The sequence below is a fragment of the Spinactinospora alkalitolerans genome, from assembly GCF_013408795.1.
Lineage (GTDB): Bacteria > Actinomycetota > Actinomycetes > Streptosporangiales > Streptosporangiaceae > Spinactinospora > Spinactinospora alkalitolerans.
Genome location: NZ_JACCCC010000001.1, coordinates 2,134,312 through 2,150,757, shown reverse-complemented (window position 1 = coordinate 2,150,757; position 16,446 = coordinate 2,134,312). Strand labels below are relative to the sequence as shown.

The following is a 16,446-nucleotide window of genomic DNA, read 5'->3' as shown; positions in this document are numbered from 1 at the left end:
CGGGTCGCCCGGCTACCCTCGGGGATCATGAGTTCCGATACCGCCGCGTCCCCGGCACCGCGCTTCCGCCGACTGCTGCCCGATCCCGGCGGCGAGGCCGACCTGGCCGCCGCCTACGCCTACCCGGGCGACCTTCGCCGCCCCTGGCTGCGCGCCAACATGGTCGCCAGTGCCGACGGCGGGGCGTGGGGCCCTTCGGGGCGCACGGCTGAGCTGTCCTCGCCCGCCGACCGCGCCGTCATGGGCGTGCTGCGCGCGCTGGCCGACGTCGTGCTGACCGGCGCCGGGACCGCGAGGATCGAGGGCTACCGCCCGGTGCGCCCGCGCGAGGTCTGGCGGGGGCTGCGGGCGGGCCGCTCCGAGACCCCGCCCATCGCCGTGGTCACCCGGACCCTCAACGTGCACCCCGAGCTCCTGGCGGGCGCGCCGCCGGACGCGCGCACGATCGTCCTCACCACCGCCTGCGCCCCGCCCGAGCGGCGCGCGGCGGCGGCCGAGCACGCCGACGTCGTCGTGGCCGGGGAGGATTCCGTGCAGCCCGAGGCGGCCATGGCGGCCCTGGCCGAGCGGGGCCTGTACCGGGTGCTCACCGAGGGCGGCCCGCACCTGCTCGCCGAACTGGCGGCCGACGGCGTGCTGGACGAGCTCTGCCTGACGGTCAGCCCGCACCTTCTGGGCCCGGCCGCGTCCCGCATCGTGGCCGGCGAGGCTCCCTCGCACTCCCGGTCGCTGCGCATCGGCCACCTGCTGGAGTCGGAGGAGTCGCTTTTCGTGCGCTACGTACGAAGCTGATCGAACGACCGGATCAGGCCATATCGGACGGCCGGCGCGGGCACGGATCCGCACATCACGGGATGGATCACGCCCCACGGGGCCGGATTCGGCTGCACATTAACCATGCATAAAGCTCCTGCAACCGGACATACCCGCTGTGTGGGTCCAGCAGTGGCGGCAACGGCATCGCAGGGTGAAAAATGAAGCAATCCGCTTTTCACTCCGAAACAGCGCAGAGGCCGCACCGCGGGGCACCGCGGCAGGACAACTCAATTCGTGCGACCGCGCAGTCCGGGCGAGAGGATGAACGCAGTGCCGACGTCCGAAAACCGAGGCGACATGAGAGACCCCTCTCCGCCGGTCTACCGTGAGATCGCCGAGGCGTTGCGGTCCGCGATCGCCTCAGGAGAGCTCTCCGACGGCGACCGGGTACCGGGCGAGAACGACCTGATGAAGCGGTACGGGGTCGCCAGGGCGACGGCCCGCCAGGCCCTGTCCGTGCTCATCAACGAGGGGATCGTGGTGGCCGTGCGCGGCTCGGGCGTCTACGTGCGCACCTTCCGGCCGCTGCGCCGGCACGGTCCGCGGCGCCTCTCCCGCGAACTGTGGGGCGGCGGCCGGGCCATCTGGCAGGCCGACACCGCCGATCGCGCCTTCGCCGCCGACAACATCACCGTGCGCGAGACCGCGGCGCCCGAGCACGTGGCCCGCGCCCTGGACCTGCCCGAGCAGGAACGGGTGGTGGTGCGGCGGCGCCGCTACCTCCTCGACGACCGCCCCATGCAGCTCGCCACCTCCTACCTCCCCGCCAAGCTCGCCGCCGGCACCGCGATCGCCGAGGCCGACACCGGCCCCGGCGGCATCTACGCCCGCCTCGCCGAACTGGGCCACGCCCCCGCCCATTTCACCGAGGAGATCCGGGTGCGCATGCCCTCCCCCGCCGAGGTGGAGGAGCTCGCACTGAGCGCGGGGACCCCCGTTCTCGACGTCATGCGCACCGCGCTGACGTCGGACCACCGCGCCGTCGAGCTCAACGAGATGACACTGGACGGATCGGCCTACATCCTGCAGTACGACTTCGACGCCTGACCCGCGGCGCCCCGTCCGCTCGCGCGAAAAAGTGGACATTTGGCTGTATACCGGTTGACTCTTCGGCGGTTCTGTGTCGATATAAGAGAGCGGATTCTCTAGAGAGCTCTCCCGTGCTCTTCGGACGCGCGCCGATCGTCGTGCGCCGCCATGAGGGAGGGGCCCAAGCGGCGGGCCGGGGAGGACGGCCCCGGCCCGCCGCCGCGAGCCGGGGGGTGCGCGTGACCGCTACCCGTCCGCGTTCTCCCGGCTGACGCGGCGACCGCCCTTCGAGGCGAACACCAGGTACAGCAGCCCGAGCAGCGCCACGCCCACGACCACGACCGCGCCCATGGGCGGGGCGGCGTCCGGCGAGGTCATCATCCAGTGCGCCAGGGCGATCCCCAGCGGACCGGCGACGGCCAGCGCGCCGATGCCGGTGAGCGCCGCCAGTAGCAGCAGCGCACCGTCACCGAGCGGCCTCGGGCGCACCCGATCCACACCGGCGAGCACGAAGGACGCCGTCGCGGTCGCGGCGCCGCAGATTCGCAGCGCCGCACCCCGGACGGTCTCCTCCGCGGGACGGGTCCGGCTCCTGAGATGGCCGAGGTGGTACCCCAGCCACAGGAGGCCGTAGTGGGCCAGGCTCACGCGCACCGGTTGTCGATAACCCATCGGCTGTCGATACGAAACGAGCATCGTCATTTCTCCCGGCCGGTTCTAGCCTTCGCCAGGTCCGTACCCCTTGATTCGAGGAACGAACTTCTCACTTGTAAAGAAATGAACACAGAGGGCATGAGACCGTTCCACTCCGGGTGATCGTCTTCGGCCGCCGTGGTGACGGGCACGTCGGGAGGAATCGGGGTAGCGTCCCATACATGGACGAAACAACGGGGTCGGTCCACAGGACCGAGGAGGAATGGCGGGAGCGGCTGAGCTCCCAGGAGTACGCGGTGCTCCGCCAGGGGGCCACGGAGCAGCCGTGGAGCGGTGAGTACGTCTCGGCGACGTCCGTCGGCGTCTACCGGTGCCGCGCCTGCGGGGCGGAGCTGTTCCGCTCGGCCGAGAAGTTCGAGTCGCACTGCGGGTGGCCGAGCTTCTATGATCCGGCCGACAGTTCGGCGGTAACCCTGCACGAAGACAGAACCCTTGGCATGATACGCACCGAGGTCCGCTGCGCCCGCTGCCGATCCCATCTCGGCCACGTCTTCCACGGGGAGGGCTATTCCACCCCCACCGACGACCGGTACTGCATCAACTCCATAGCCTTGACCTTGGAGCCGGAGCATCCCGTGGCATAGCATCGCCCTTCATCGGGTGGCCAAGGCCGATCTCCCTTGAACCGGACGCGACACGATCGTCCTGCGGGCTCCCGATGCGTTCCGGGCACCCGCGTGCCCGGACCCGCAGGTTTTCCGCCGCAAGGCCTCTCGACGAAAGCTCCCAATGACCGACGATCATCATCCTGTCGCCCCTTCCCGGCCGCGCGTGCGCATGGCCCGCGGCTCGGCCCCCTGGCTGGTACCCGCGTGCGCGATCGCAGGGGCCGCCGTACTCGCCGGCCGCGGCTCGCGCCTGCGCAAGACCCTGGCCGTTCCCGCGGTCGGGCTGGCCGCGGGAATGGCGTGGTTCTTCCGCGACCCCGACCGCGGACCGGCCAGCGGCCGCGTGATCTCCTCCGCCGACGGTGTCGTGCAGAGCATCGACCCCCAGCCCGATGGCAGGATCCGGGTGGCGGTCTTCATGAACCCTCTCAACGTCCACGTGAACCGGGCACCCCTGGCGGGCGTGGTGACCGGGGTGGAGCACCGGCCAGGGGGCTTTCGACCGGCTTTTGACAAGGACAGCGAACGGAATGAACGTGTCATCTGGACCTTCGACACCGAGATCGGCGAGGTTACGGTCATCCAGATCGCGGGGGCGATGGTCCGCCGCATCGTCCCGTATCGCGAGGTCGGGCAGAAGGTGGAGCAGGGGGAGAGGATCGGCCTCATCCGGTTCGGCTCGCGCGTCGACGTCTACCTTCCCGCCGGGATCACCCCGGCCGTCGAGGTCGGGCAGAAAGTCCGGGCCGGTGAAACGCGCCTTGACAGCGACTGACCAGGGATTCGCCGGCCTGGCGCACGGCGACGACGCGGCGCCCCGGTTGCGACTCGTGCTCGCCGACTACTTCACGCTCGGCAACGCGCTGTGCGGCTTCATGGCCGTCTGGCAACTGGCCGCGGCCCAGGTCGGTCAGATCTCGGCCGGCCATGTCGGCCCGCTGCATCGGGCCGACATGGCCGTCGCGGTCATCCTGCTGCTGATCGCGGCCGCCTGCGACCTGTTCGACGGCCGGGTGGCGCGCAAGCTCGGCGGCAGCGGCATGGGCGCCGAGCTCGACAACCTGGCCGACGTGATCAGCTTCGGCTTCGCACCGGCGTTCTTCGTCGTCGCCTGGGGCACGCTGGCCCCGGACAACGGCGGGGTGCTGCCGATCATCGCCGCCGCCGCGGTGCTGCTGGCCGTGGTGGTGCGCCTGGCGCGGTTCTCCTGCCAGGCGCCGGGCGAGGAGTACTTCACCGGACTGCCGAGCCCGTTCGGGGCGATGGCCGTCATCACCGTCGTGCTGCTCGATCCCCCCGTGTACGCGGGCGCGGCCATGATCCTGGTCATCGCCTGGCTCATGATCAGCCGGGTGGAGTACCCCAAGCCGCGCGGCCGGCTCGCCTTCGCCGTGCTGGCCTGGATCCTGGGCAGCGTGGGGTGCCTGGCCGCGTGGGCGGTCGACGCCCCCGCCGGCGACGCCCTGCTCTACTCCGGCTCCAGCCTCGTCCTGGTGCTGATCCTGACCATCCCGTTCTACGTCCTGGTGACGCGGCGCCATGACCAGGGCGGCGACGGGGACGATCTTCCCCTGCCGTCGGTCCAGGAGGGCTGAGGTCCGAGTTCCCTCCCGGGCGGTGCGCCGCCCGGGAGGGAACTCGGACGGCGAAGAGGGGGCGCACCCGGCGGGTGCGCCCCCTCTTGCCTTTTCCTCGTTCCCCGTCCGCGCCGTGCCTGCACGCTTCCGCTGCGCCGCGGCCGCGGCGCGCGGATCAGTCCAGCCGGTGCCGCGGGGAGTGCGACTCCCCCGTGACGGGAGCGGTCGGCTCAGGGGCCGTGGAACCGCCGACCAGCGGCTCCGGCGTCGCGGATTCGGCGGGGAGGGGCTCCAGGCCGCGGCGGATCCGGATCAGCTTGCGCACCCGGACGGCGACGAACCAGAGCAGCAGCAGCGCGACGATCGCGACGACGGCGCTGCTGAGGATGCCGCTGAACTCCTCCAGCAGGGGCTTGATGGCCGGACCGAAAGCGAAGCCGAGGCCGATCCACAGCGAGTTCCACACGGCGCTGCCGACGAACGTGTAGAGCGTGAACCTCCAGAACGACATCCGCTCGATGCCGGCCGGGATCGAGATGAAGCTGCGCACCATGGGGACGCACCGCCCCACCAGTACGGCCATCCCGCCCCACTTGGCGAAGATGCGCTCGCACTTGTAGAAGTCCTCGACCTCCAGCAGCGGCATCTTCTCGACGATCCACTTGGTGCGCTCGCGCCCGAGCATCGCACCCATGGCGTAGAAGCCCCAGCCGCCGACCAGTGCGCCCAGCGTGGCGGCGAGGATGGCCAGCCAGAGGTTCATGTGGCCGTCGTAGGCCAGGAAGCCGGCGCCGGGGAGCACCGCCTCACTGGGCATCGGGGGGAAGAAGGTCTCGATGAGCAGCGCGAGGCCGACGCCCACCTCGCCGAGGTCGGTCATCAGGCCGAGCACCCATCCGATGAAGCCCTCGTAGCCTTCCGATGGATCGATCGGGGCGTTCTCGGTGCTCGCGGCGAGCGATACAGACCAGTCCACAGGTCCCATGGTCCTCTTAGTTCTCTCGGTGGCCGAAAGGGGCAGGGGGGCAACGGTCTCCACAACGGCGACGGGCCGAAAAAGACCAGAGAAGCTCCGGCCGCCGGGCACGGATGCCACGCGGCGACCGGAGCCGCAGACCGCGTTCGTGGGGCGGTTTCATCTTGACGTCCTCTTCGGCGTGAACAGCCGGAGATTTCTGGCCTGCCGTAACTACGGCTTCCAACGGGTTCCTGCTTCAACAACCCAAGCCACTGTCCAAGCTGGTCTTACCAGGTCTCCAACAGGCGTTTCTTCAACCCGCTTACGCGGCTCTCCGCCCGCCCGGCGGCGAGGAACACTGCCGTACTGCTGTAACCACTGCCCGCTTGGTTCTCGCGGACGGTGAACAGCGTACTGCAAATCAATACAAGCGATCCACCTCCGGCGTGGCCCCGGGACGGTCTCGCCGCTGCGGAACCCGCGCGAGGAACGGCGAACCGCGGCGCCGCCCCGCCCGCGGTCAGGCGAGGGACTCGACCAGTTCGGCCACGCTCCTGCGGCGGCCGGTGTAGAAGGGCACCTCCAGGCGGGTGTGCCTGCGGGCCTCAGCGGCGCGCAGGTGGCGCATCAGGTCGACGATGCGGTGCAGCTCGGCGGCCTCGAAGGCCAGCATCCACTCGTAGTCGCTGAGCGCGAAGGTGGAGACGGTGTTGGCCCGCACGTCGGGGTAGGGGGCGGCCATGCGGCCGTGCTCGGCGAGCATCGCGCGGCGCTCGTCGTCGGGCAGCAGGTACCACTCGTAGGAGCGCACGAACGGGTAGACGCAGACGTAGTCCTGCGGTTCCTCGCCGGCCAGGAACGCGGGGACGTGCCCCCGGTTGAACTCGGCGGGGCGGTGCAGGGCCATGACGGACCAGACCGGGGTGCTGGCCCGGCCCAGCAGGGTGCGGCGGAAGGCCGCGTACATCTCCTGGAGCGCGTCGGGGGTGTCGGCGATCCACCAGAACATCACGTCGGCGTCGGCCCGGAACCCCTGGACGTCATAGGCCCCGCGCGTGGTCAGGCCCTTCTCTGCCGCGTCGTCGAACAGCCGGGCGACCTCGTCGGCCGCCGCGGCGCGGTCGAACGCCCCGATGTCGCCGACCTTGAAGACCGACCACATGGTGTAGCGAATGAGCTGGTTGAGGTCCTCGTTGCCGGAAGGACCGTTGTGGCTGTCCTGCCCCGTGGTCACGTTTGGCTCCCTATGTCGGTTCGGAAAAAGACTGCTCTGGAAACGCTTTGGACCGCCGCGGAGAACCGCTCGGGCCACCCGGTCGGCGCCCGCGCGCCGCACCCGGGGTGCGCGCTCGCGCTCACCGCGACGGCGCGCCGCGCGCGGCCAGGTCGGCCGCCACCCCGTTCGCCGCCCGCGTGGCGTCGGCGATGCAGGCCGGGACGCCGACGCCGCCGTAGGCCGCGCCGCACACCGCGAGGCCGGGGCGGGCCGCCACCGCCGAGCGGATCCGGGCCACCCGGTCGTTGTGCCCCACAGCGTATTGCGGCAGGGCACCGCCCCACCGGGTGATCCGGTGGTCGACGGGCCGCCCGGCGACGCCGCAGATCCCGGCGAGGTCCCGCTCCGCCAGCGCGGTGAGCTCCTCGTCGGAGCGCTGCAGCACGGCCTCCTCCCCCACCCGGCCGATCGAGCAGCGCAGCAGCACCTTCTCCGTGCCGGGGTCGACCGCGCGCAACTCTTCGGCCAGCCACGGCCACTTGCCGCTGCTGAAGGTGGCCGCCTTGATGGTGCGCCCCTCGCGCGCGGGCACCAGGAAGCCGCTGCCGGCCGGCGGAGCGGGAAAGGCCGAGGTGCGGTAGGCCAGCGTCACGATGGCCATGCTCGCGTAGTCGATCCCGGCCAGGTCGCCGGCCGCCTCGGGCGCCTCGTCGCACAGCAGCCGCGCCGCCGCCGGGGCCGGGCAGGCCAGCACGACGGCGTCGGCGTCGATGCGGCGCGGGCCGCTCGCCGGGCCCACGGTGAGCCGCCAGGCCGCGCCGTCGCGGCGCAGCTCGCGCACTGTCGCCGAGGTCTGGACGCGTGCGCCGCTCTGCTCGGCCAACGCGTCGACGAGGGTGGCCAGGCCGCCCCGCAGGGTCGCGAACACCGGCGCCGGGCCCGCACCACCGTCCTGCGCCGCGCGCGCGGCCTGCTCGGCCTTGACCTCGCGCACAGCCGCCATGAGCGAGCGTCCCTTCCGGGCCAGCGGCGCGATCTGCGGGAGGGTCGCCTCCAGCGACAGCCGGTCGGCGCGTCCGGCGTAGACGCCGCCCAGCAGCGGCTCCACCAGCCGGTCGACGACCTCGCGCCCCATGCGGCCGCCGATGTAGTCGGCGACGGAGACGTCGCCGCGCACCGGTGCGCCCGGCCAGACGAGGTCGCGCGCGGCACGCAGGGTGCCGGCCCTGGACAGCACCCCGCTGCGGGCCAGCGCGGCGACGTCGCCGGGGACCCCCATCAGGTGCCCTTCGGGGAACGCCCGCAGCGCTCCCCTGCTGTACAACTGCGACGCCGTCGTGCCCGGGTGGGTCAGCCGGTCCTGCAGCCCGAGTTCGGCGATGAGGTCCAGCGCTTCGGGGCGGCGGGCGAGGACCGCCTCCGCGCCCGAGTCGACCGGCACACCGGCCACCGCGGAGGCGTCGAGCTTGCCCCCGGTCCTCGGGGCCGCCTCCAACACGGTGACCTCGGCCCCGGCCCGGGTGAGCCGGTGAGCGGCGGTCAGCCCGGACACCCCGCCACCGACCACGACGACGTGCGGTCTGGTCTCCATGGCACCAGCTTCGCAGATGCCTCCGGCATCGGAGCCGCACCCCCGCAGATCCCCGGCGCCGCAGCGGGGGACGCCGCCCGCCGCGCACCGGCGGCGCCGACCGTGACTCATGCGTTATGCCGTGGGCGAAACGGCCGGGTGCGCGGGCACGTCGAACCGGCATGAACGCCACCGCGACACCGCGATCGAAGCGACAGAAACGACACCGCCTGCTCGTCCTGCTCTCGCCGGTGCTGGCGGGCGCCCTGCTCACGGGCTGTTCCGGTGGCGACGGCACCTCGATGTCGGGGTCGGGGGCCGCCGTGTCGGACCGGGGGGCCCAGGAGGAGGCCGCCGCCCCGGGGGCCGCGGCCCCCGAGGACGCGGCCGGCGGCGCCGGCGACGCCGGGGTGGAGCTCGACGTGAGCGAGCGCACTGTGATCTCCACCGCCGACCTCTCGGTGGAGGTCCCCGAGATCACCGAGGCCGCCGACGCGGCACGGACGTGGACGGTCGACGCAGGCGGTTACGTGGCCGCGGAGAGCGTCAGCGCCGCCGACGACTCCGCACCCAGCGCGACGCTGACCCTGAAGGTGCCCGCCGACCGCTACGACGGCGCCCTGGAGGAGCTCGCCGGGCTGGGCGAGCAGGTGAACCTGGACCGGCGGGTCGAGGACGTCACCGAGGAGGTCGCCGACGTCGAGAGCCGGGTCGACTCGGCCGAGGCGTCGCTGGAGCGGCTGCGCGAGCTGCTGGAGGACGCCGGGACGGTGGAGGAGGTCCTCTCCGTCGAGGGCCAGATCAGCACGCGCCAGGCGGAGCTGGAGTCCCTGCAGGCGCGCCGGAGCGCGCTGGCCGACCAGACCGCCTACGGCACCGTCCACCTGGAGCTGCTGCCGCCCGACTCCTACGTCGTCGACGACGAGGACGACTCGATCGGGTTCCTCGGCGGACTGGCCGCGGGGTGGCGGGCCCTGCTGGCGCTGTTCGACGGCGTGGCCGTCGTTCTCGGCTGGCTGCTGCCGTTCCTCGTCCTGGCCGCGGTCATCGCGGCGCCGGCGTGGCTGCTGCTGCGCCGCCGGCGCCGCGCGCGGGCGCACCCGGCCCCGGCCGCCGTCGCGGCCGAGGCCCCGGAGGACCCGGAGGAGGGGACCGGAAGGTCCGATCCGGCCTAACCCGCCGTCTCCTGGTGGACGAAGTCCGTCAGCCGCGCCAGCGCGTCCGGATCGGTCGAGGGGAGCACGCCGTGACCGAGGTTGAAGACGTGACCCTCCGCCGCGCGGGCGCGGGAGAGCACGTCGCGGGCGCGCTCGGCGACCGCGCTCCAGGGGGCGAACAGCGTGGCGGGGTCGAGGTTGCCCTGCAGGGCGGTGCCCGGCTGCACGCGCTGGGCCGCCTTGTCCAACGGCACCCGCCAGTCGACGCCCACCACGTCGGCGCCGGCCTCGCTGAGCAGCCCGAGCAGTTCGCCGGTGCCGACGCCGAAGTGGATGCGCGGCACGTCCAGCGCGGCCAGCCGCTCGAAGATCCACGAGCTGTAGGGCAGCACGCCGGTGCGGTAGTCCTCGGCGCTGAGCACGCCGGCCCAGGAGTCGAAGAGCTGCACCGCCGAGGCGCCGGCCGCGACCTGCACCCGCAGGAACTCCAGGGTGATGGCGGACAGGCGCTGCATCAGCTCGGCCCAGATGTCGGGCTCGCCGTACATGAGCGCCTTGGTGTGCTCGTGGTTCTTGGACGGCCCGCCCTCGATGAGGTAGGAGGCGAGCGTGAACGGGCCGCCGGCGAACCCGATCAGCGGGCGGTCGCCGAGTTCGCCGACCAGCTCGCCCACCGCCTCGGTGACGTAGGGAACGTCGCCGGGTTCGAGGTCGCGCAGCCGCTTGATGCCGTCGAGGTCGCGGATCGGCTCGGCCACCACGGGACCGACGCCGCTCTTGATGTCCAGGTCGACCCCGATGGCCTTCAGCGGCACCACGATGTCGCTGAAGTAGATCGCGGCGTCGACCTCGTAGCGGCGCACCGGCTGCATCGTGATCTCGACGATCATGTCGGGGCGCGCGCACGCCTCAAGCATGGGGACATCGGCGCGGACCCTGCGGTATTCGGGCAGTGAGCGCCCTGCCTGGCGCATGAACCACACCGGGGTGTGGGACACCGGCAGCCGCTGGCAGGCGCGGAGGAAAGGAGAGTCTTGAAGCGTCACACCATTGATCGTGCCACGCGCAGGAGGGAGGTGGTGCGAGAAACCGCGGAGGTGCCGACCGGATCACCCGCGCCTTCCTGCGCGCTCCCCGGGCGCGCCGCACATCCCAAGATCATCACAAAACACCGACACGCCGGAAAAGCTCCGCGGGCTCGTGCGTGACTCGTGCCACCGTCATGGGGTGCCCGTCGTCGCGTCCCGCGCCGAGCCGCGGCGGCGCGGCCGTGGCCGTCGGCGCCCGACCGTGGCGCGGCCGTTCCAGGGCCGTCGGCGCGAAGTGGCAATTTCAAGATTAAGGCTGACGTTTCCATCATGCCCCCTCTCGGTAGGGTCGATGACGCGCCTCCCGCGTTCCGGCGAGCGGTCGAAAGCCTGCGCACGCCGGTGGTACGACCCGAGGTCGTGGTCGAGGACATCCCCGCTCCGCAGCGACTCGCGCCCCACGCCGTCGCGATGTCGGCGACCGTCCACCTGAACGACGACGACGTCGCGCTGGGCCGGCTGATCGTGCTGTACGACCCCGACGGCACCAGGGAGTGGCCGGGGCCGTTCCGGGTGGTCGCCTACGTCAGCGCCGAACTCGAACCCGAGATCTCGGTCGATCCCCTGATCGGCCAGGTGGCGTGGAGCTGGCTGACCGAGTCGCTGAGCGAGCGCACCACCGGGCACGACGCGCTCAGCGGTACGGTCACCCGGGCCAGCACGGAGGGCTTCGGGATCAAGGCCGACCAGCCCACGACCACCGAGCTGGAGCTGCGCGCGTCCTGGTCTCCCGTTGACGAGGACCTGTCGGGGCACATGGCCGCCTGGCTGGACCTGCTCTCCTCGGCCGCGGGCCTGCCGCCCCTCGACGTCACCGACATCTCCCAGCGCCGCCCCCGCCAGGACTCCTGACAGAGGCGCGGACCGGGCCGGCCCGCCGCTGCGCGGACCGCCGGCCCGGTCCGACCCGCGCGCACCGGCCGCGGATGAAAACCGCATACCGTAGTGCTGTGGCGAACGTGCTGAACTCCAAGACAGGTGAACCGGAACCCGACGCCCCGAAGGGAAAGCCGGAGGAGGCCCCCCTGCTGCGGGAGCCGCGGGAGGGACTGCCGCCCGTCGTCGCCGACGCCGAAGGGCTCGCCCGCGTCACCGAGGCGTTCGCCGGGGGCACCGGCCCGGTGGCGGTCGACGCCGAGCGCGCGTCGGGGTACCGCTACGGCCAGCGCGCCTACCTCGTCCAGTTGCGCCGGGCCGGTTCCGGTTCGGCGCTGGTCGATCCGGTCGCCTGCCCCGACCTGAGCGGGCTGGGCGCCGCGTTCGGTTCGGCCGAGGTGGTGCTGCACGCCGCACACCAGGACCTGCCCTGCCTGGCAGAGCTCGACCTGCGCCCCGCGCTGCTGTTCGACACCGAACTCGCCGGCCGGCTGCTGGGCTACCAGCGGGTGGGGCTGGGCGCCATGGTCGAGCGCGTGCTGGGGCTGCGCCTGGCCAAGGAGCATTCGGCGGTGGACTGGTCGGTGCGGCCGCTGCCCGAGGACTGGCTGCGCTACGCGGCCCTGGACGTGGAGATCCTGGTCGAGCTGCGCGACGAGCTGGAGGCGGAGCTGGCCGAGGCGGAGAAGCTGGAGTGGGCCCGCGAGGAGTTCGCCGCGGTCCTGGCGGCCCCGCCCAAGGAGCCCCGGCCCGACCCGTGGCGGCGCACCTCGGGCATCCACCGGGTGCGCAATCAGCGGAGCCTGGGCGTGGTGCGCGAGCTGTGGTTGGAGCGCGACCGCGTCGCCCGCGAGCGCGACCTGTCCCCCGGCCGGGTGGTGCAGGACTCCGCCCTGGTCGAGGCCGCGCTGGCCATGCCCCGCACGGCCCAGGAGCTCTCGGCCCTCAAGCCGTTCGGCGTGCGGCTGGCCCGCCGCTACGTGCCGACGTGGATCAAGGCGATCAACCGGGCGCGTGACATGGCGCCCTCGGAGCTGCCGCAGCCGAGCGCGCCGGGTGACGGACCGCCGCCCACCAACCGGTGGGCCGACCGGGACCCGGCGGCGGCCCGGAGGCTGGAGGCCGCGCGCGCGGCGGTGAGCGCCATCGCCGAGCGCATCACGATGCCCACCGAGAACCTGCTGCAGCCCGACGCGGTCCGCAGGCTGGCGTGGGCGCCGCCCCGGCCGCTGGACGAGGAGGCCGTGGCCGATCACCTGCGTCGGCACAGCGCCCGCCCGTGGCAGATCGGACTGACCGCGCCGGCTCTTGCGGAGGCGCTGCAAAAAGCCGACAATCAAGGCTGACCAGCCTTAAACCTCCCTCCGAGGCATTTCACCCTGAAAGTGACGCAATTCACCGGGCGCGCACCCCCTTCTCCTGCCGCCCGGAGGCCCGCACGCGGACTAAGTTATTGAATTGTGTTGTTGCTGATGCGGAACGGCAAGGTTCGCTGGCGGGAAGCTCTCGGTCGTCTTGGGGTGGTGTGTCTCGTGTCGGTGTGGCGGTCCCTCCTGCGCGCAAGCCGGCTCACCGGCGCCAGGAGTGCGCACCGCGAACCCGCGGCGCCCGCCGTGCAGGGGACCCCGGGGCGGCGCGCGGCGAAGCTGGAGCAGACGCTGCGGGAGTACGTCGAGACGCTCGGCGCCGACCACTCGCGCAGCATCGCCGCCCGCAACAACCTGGCCAGCCAGTACGCCCAGATGGGTCGGCGCGAGGCGGCCATCGGGCAGTTCGAGGAGGCGTTGGCCGACTCGGTGTCCGCCCTGGGCGAGGAGCACCCCCAGACCGACGTGATCCGGGAGAACCTCGCCTGGTCCTACGAGGACGCCGCGCGGTTCACCGAGGCCGCGGCGCAGTGGGAGATCCTGCTGCAACAGCGCAGGCAGCGGCTGGGCTCGGCCGTCGCCGAGACGGTGACCGCGCGCACCCGCCTGGCCTTCTGCTACCGCAGGACCGGGCAGTTCGACGCAGCGATCGTGCACTTCGAGCGGGCCCTCGAGGACTCCACCGGCGCGGTCTCCGACGAGCTGGAGGGCCTGCGCATCGGCCTGGCGCTGGCGTTCCTGGCCACGGACAGGTTCGACGACGCGGCCCAGCAGTTCCGCATGGTGCTGGCCCAGCGGCACCGGAGGCTGGGCAGCCGGCACTACGAGACCCTGGTGGTCCAGCATCGGCTGGGCCGCACCTACCTGCAGGCCGGCCGGGACGCCGAGGCCGTGGAGACGCTGCGGAGCGCCTACCGCAACTGCCTGGCCGCGGCCGGCGACCACGAGATCCGGCTGCTCACGATGAAGGTGCGCCGGGAACTGGCCGGCGCCTACCGCTCGGTGGGGCGGCCGCGCGACGCCGCGGCACTGTACTGACCGATCCGGCATCCGCGGAGGTCAGGGGTGAATTCGGCGCATCGGGGTTATTCCGGCGGTAGGCGTGGAATGTTACGCACCAGTTATTGAACCGATGCGGGACGAGGCGCCGTGGAGCTCGCGAGGCTGGCAAGGCTGATCGGTCAGACGGGTGTCGCGGTTCTCCTGGGGGCTGCCCTGTGGTCGGCGGGCCGCCCGTTCATGGGGATCGCGGTCCTCCTCCTGGTCGGAGTGGTCATCCCGGTCGCGGCCTGGTGGCTGTTCGAGCGCCAGGGCCCCGCGCCGACCGGGGCCGGACTCGACCGGCAGATCCTGCGCGACGAGCTCGGGCTGGCCCACCACGAGGACCTGCTCGGCCCGGCGCATCCCCAGACGCTCACCGCACGCAACAACCTCGCCTTCGACTACGCCCTGGCCGGGCGGTTGGACGAGGCCATCGTGCACTACGAGACCGCGCTGACGTTCGCGATCCACGTGGAGGGCCCCGACCACCCCGAGACGCTGATCGTGCGGCGCAACCTGGCCGACGCCTACCGCCGGTCCGGCCGGCGCGCCGAGGCGGCGGCCCAGATGCGCCTCGCCGACCGGACCGGCGGCTCCCCCGCTATGACGCCGTGAGCAGTTGTGAGGCGGCCAGGTCGCGGTAGAGCTCGTCGGCGGCGACGAGCTCGGCGTGGGTGCCGACCGCGCGCACGCGCCCGGCGTCCATGACCACGATCCGCTCGGCGCTGGTCACCGTGGACAGCCGGTGCGCCACGACCAGCACGCTGATGTCGCGCGCCACCTCCAGAACGGTGTTCTTCAGCGCCGCCTCATTGGCCGCGTCGAGCTGGGAGGTCGCCTCGTCCAGCAGCAGCAGCCGCGGACCGCGCAGCAGGGCCCGGGCGATGGCCACCCGCTGCCGCTCTCCCCCGGAGATGGTGGTGCCCCGGTGGCCGATCCGGCTGTCGAGCCCCTCGGGCAACCGGGCCAGCAGCGGGCCCAGCCGGGTCCGCTCCACGACGTCGGCGATGTCGGCCGCGGTGGCGTTCGGCGCGGCCATGAGCAGGTTCTCGCGCAGCGTGCCGTCCAGCACCGGCGCGTCCTGCTCGACGTAGCCGATCGCCGAGCGCAGCGCGGCGATCGGCCAGTCGCGCACCTCCACACCGCCGACGCGCACCTCGCCGCCGGTCGGGTCGTAGAAGCGCTCCAGCAGCGAGAACACCGTGGTCTTGCCGGCCCCTGACGGCCCCACCAGGGCGGTCAGGCCGCGGCCCGGCGCGTCGAAGGTCACGCCGTGGTGCACCATCGGCAGGTCGGGGGCGTAGCGGAAGGCGACGTCGGTGAAGGACACCGCGGCGGAACCGCCGTCCGCGCGGACGGCGCCGGCGCCGGCGCCGGTGTCGGTGTCGGTGTCGGTGTCCTCCTGCTGCAGCGTGGCGACCTCGTCGATGCGGTGGATCGCGGCGAGGCCGCCCTGCAGCTCGGTCGCCGCCTGGACCAGCGAGGTGATCGGCTCGGTCAGGTAGAACAGCAGCATCAGGAAGGCGATCAGGGACGAGATCTCCAGCGCCCCGGCCGCCACGCGGGCCCCGCCCACGCCCAGGACGGTCAGGAAGGCGATGTTGACGGCCAGGCCCGCCAGGGTCCCCGACAGTGCCGTCCAGCCGGCCACGTCCACGCCTTTGCGCCAGGCCCGCAGCGCTGCGGCGTCGAGCCGCTCGCCCTCGGCCCGCTCGGCCCCGCTGGCCTTGACGGTGCGAAACGCCCCGAACACCCGCTCCAGCAGCGATCCCATCTCGCCCACCGCGGCCTGGCCCGCGACGGTCGCCCGGCCGATCCTGGGCAGCACCACGCCCATGATCAGGGCGGTGGCGGCCAGCACTCCGATCGTCACGCCGAACAGCACCGGGTCCATGACCGCCATCAGCGCGATGCCGCCGGCCAGCAGCAGCACGCCGGTGACGGCGTTGGTGATGCTGCTCGTGGCCACCGAGCGCAGCAGGGTGGTGTCGGAGGTGATCCTGGAGACGAGGTCGCCGGGCTTGAGCCGGTCGACCTCGGCGACGCGCAGCCGCAGCAGCCGGGCGACCAGTTGGCGGCGGGCGGCCAGCACCACGCTCTGGGCGGTGCGCTCCAGCACGAACATGCCCGCCGCCGCGATGACCGCCCCGCCGACCACCAGGACGCCGAGGACGAACAGTGGGGTGGTGAGCGGGTCGCCCTCGGCGAGCGCGTCGATGACCAGCTTGGCGACGAGGGGCTGGGCCAGCCCGGTCAGCCCTCCGACGAAGGTCAGCAGCCCGCCGACGACCAGCACGCCGGTGTGCGGGCGGGCATGGTCCCAGAGCCGGCGCAGCGGCGCTTTGGGCCCCGCGCCCTCCGGCACCGGCTCCTCCGTGCGCTGTGCACCCGCCATGGCCCCGTCCTCTCGTCTCGCCGTCGCGGCGCGG

General features: G+C 72.7%; 16 protein-coding genes. 10 read left to right on the top strand and 6 right to left on the bottom strand.

Annotation, left to right across the window (positions count from 1 at the left end; all coding sequences use genetic code 11):
* The first annotated feature begins 27 nt into the window (after positions 1 to 27).
* Both HDA32_RS09540 and HDA32_RS09535 read left to right on the top strand, forming a co-directional pair.
* Positions 28 to 792: a pyrimidine reductase family protein gene (locus tag HDA32_RS09540; protein ID WP_179642845.1), complete on the top strand. Its 765-nt coding sequence runs from the start codon at positions 28 to 30 to the stop codon at positions 790 to 792.
* Positions 793 to 1,086: 294 nt separating this feature from the next.
* A complete protein-coding gene (locus HDA32_RS09535; protein ID WP_376766948.1) occupies positions 1,087 to 1,863 on the top strand; it encodes a GntR family transcriptional regulator in 777 nt (258 codons plus the stop codon).
* 228 nt (positions 1,864 to 2,091) lie between these two features.
* Here HDA32_RS09535 and HDA32_RS09530 read toward each other — a convergent pair whose 3' ends face one another.
* The gene (locus HDA32_RS09530) at positions 2,092 to 2,517 is read right to left on the bottom strand and encodes a hypothetical protein (RefSeq protein ID WP_179642843.1); all 426 of its coding nucleotides are present in this window, start codon (positions 2,515 to 2,517) and stop codon (positions 2,092 to 2,094) included.
* Positions 2,518 to 2,720: 203 nt separating this feature from the next.
* On the opposite strand from HDA32_RS09530, the gene msrB reads away from it, so the two are divergent.
* The 3 genes from msrB (at position 2,721) to pssA (ending at position 4,762) form a co-directional block, all read left to right on the top strand.
* Complete coding sequence (gene msrB, locus HDA32_RS09525; protein ID WP_179642842.1) at positions 2,721 to 3,143, top strand: peptide-methionine (R)-S-oxide reductase MsrB; 423 nt, start codon at positions 2,721 to 2,723, stop codon at positions 3,141 to 3,143.
* 145 nt (positions 3,144 to 3,288) lie between these two features.
* Positions 3,289 to 3,942, top strand: coding sequence for a phosphatidylserine decarboxylase (locus HDA32_RS09520; RefSeq protein ID WP_344733581.1), 654 nt, complete (start codon positions 3,289 to 3,291; stop codon positions 3,940 to 3,942).
* On the top strand, positions 3,929 to 4,762 hold the full coding sequence (pssA, locus tag HDA32_RS09515) for a CDP-diacylglycerol--serine O-phosphatidyltransferase (RefSeq protein WP_246334279.1): 834 nt from the start codon (positions 3,929 to 3,931) through the stop codon (positions 4,760 to 4,762). The genes HDA32_RS09520 and pssA overlap by 14 nt, the downstream gene beginning before the upstream one ends.
* A 157-nt stretch (positions 4,763 to 4,919) precedes the next feature.
* Here the strand turns inward: pssA and HDA32_RS09510 are convergent, their stop codons facing one another.
* The 3 genes from HDA32_RS09510 to hemG all read right to left on the bottom strand — a co-directional run bounded on the left by HDA32_RS09510 (position 4,920) and on the right by hemG (position 8,509).
* Entirely contained in the window at positions 4,920 to 5,720 is an 801-nt protein-coding gene (locus HDA32_RS09510; RefSeq protein ID WP_312863108.1) for a DedA family protein, read from the bottom strand.
* A 502-nt stretch (positions 5,721 to 6,222) separates the two neighbouring features.
* A complete protein-coding gene (gene hemQ / locus HDA32_RS09505; protein ID WP_179646579.1) occupies positions 6,223 to 6,864 on the bottom strand; it encodes a hydrogen peroxide-dependent heme synthase in 642 nt (213 codons plus the stop codon).
* Between the two features lie 193 nt (positions 6,865 to 7,057).
* Positions 7,058 to 8,509: a protoporphyrinogen oxidase gene (hemG, locus tag HDA32_RS09500; protein WP_179642840.1), complete on the bottom strand. Its 1,452-nt coding sequence runs from the start codon at positions 8,507 to 8,509 to the stop codon at positions 7,058 to 7,060.
* A 161-nt stretch (positions 8,510 to 8,670) separates the two neighbouring features.
* On the opposite strand from hemG, the gene HDA32_RS09495 reads away from it, so the two are divergent.
* Positions 8,671 to 9,663, top strand: coding sequence for a DUF4349 domain-containing protein (locus tag HDA32_RS09495; RefSeq protein WP_179642839.1), 993 nt, complete (start codon positions 8,671 to 8,673; stop codon positions 9,661 to 9,663).
* Here the strand turns inward: HDA32_RS09495 and hemE are convergent.
* Complete coding sequence (hemE, locus tag HDA32_RS09490) at positions 9,660 to 10,628, bottom strand: uroporphyrinogen decarboxylase (RefSeq protein WP_312863412.1); 969 nt, start codon at positions 10,626 to 10,628, stop codon at positions 9,660 to 9,662. The two genes, HDA32_RS09495 and hemE, sit on opposite strands and share 4 nt — an antisense overlap.
* A 375-nt stretch (positions 10,629 to 11,003) precedes the next feature.
* On the opposite strand from hemE, the gene HDA32_RS09485 reads away from it, so the two are divergent.
* The 4 genes from HDA32_RS09485 (at position 11,004) to HDA32_RS09470 (ending at position 14,632) form a co-directional block, all read left to right on the top strand.
* Positions 11,004 to 11,585, top strand: coding sequence for a DUF3000 domain-containing protein (locus HDA32_RS09485; RefSeq protein ID WP_179642837.1), 582 nt, complete (start codon positions 11,004 to 11,006; stop codon positions 11,583 to 11,585).
* Between the two features lie 98 nt (positions 11,586 to 11,683).
* The gene (locus tag HDA32_RS09480) at positions 11,684 to 12,955 is read left to right on the top strand and encodes an HRDC domain-containing protein (protein ID WP_179642836.1); all 1,272 of its coding nucleotides are present in this window, start codon (positions 11,684 to 11,686) and stop codon (positions 12,953 to 12,955) included.
* Positions 12,956 to 13,141: 186 nt separating this feature from the next.
* Entirely contained in the window at positions 13,142 to 14,014 is an 873-nt protein-coding gene (locus HDA32_RS09475; RefSeq protein WP_312863107.1) for a tetratricopeptide repeat protein, read from the top strand.
* 111 nt (positions 14,015 to 14,125) lie between these two features.
* Complete coding sequence (locus HDA32_RS09470; RefSeq protein WP_179642835.1) at positions 14,126 to 14,632, top strand: tetratricopeptide repeat protein; 507 nt, start codon at positions 14,126 to 14,128, stop codon at positions 14,630 to 14,632.
* Here the strand turns inward: HDA32_RS09470 and HDA32_RS09465 are convergent.
* Positions 14,619 to 16,412 carry an ABC transporter ATP-binding protein gene (locus tag HDA32_RS09465; RefSeq protein WP_179642834.1) on the bottom strand — a complete coding sequence of 598 codons (1,794 nt, stop codon included), beginning with the start codon at positions 16,410 to 16,412 and terminating at the stop codon, positions 14,619 to 14,621. The two genes, HDA32_RS09470 and HDA32_RS09465, sit on opposite strands and share 14 nt — an antisense overlap.
* Positions 16,413 to 16,446: the final 34 nt, after the last annotated feature.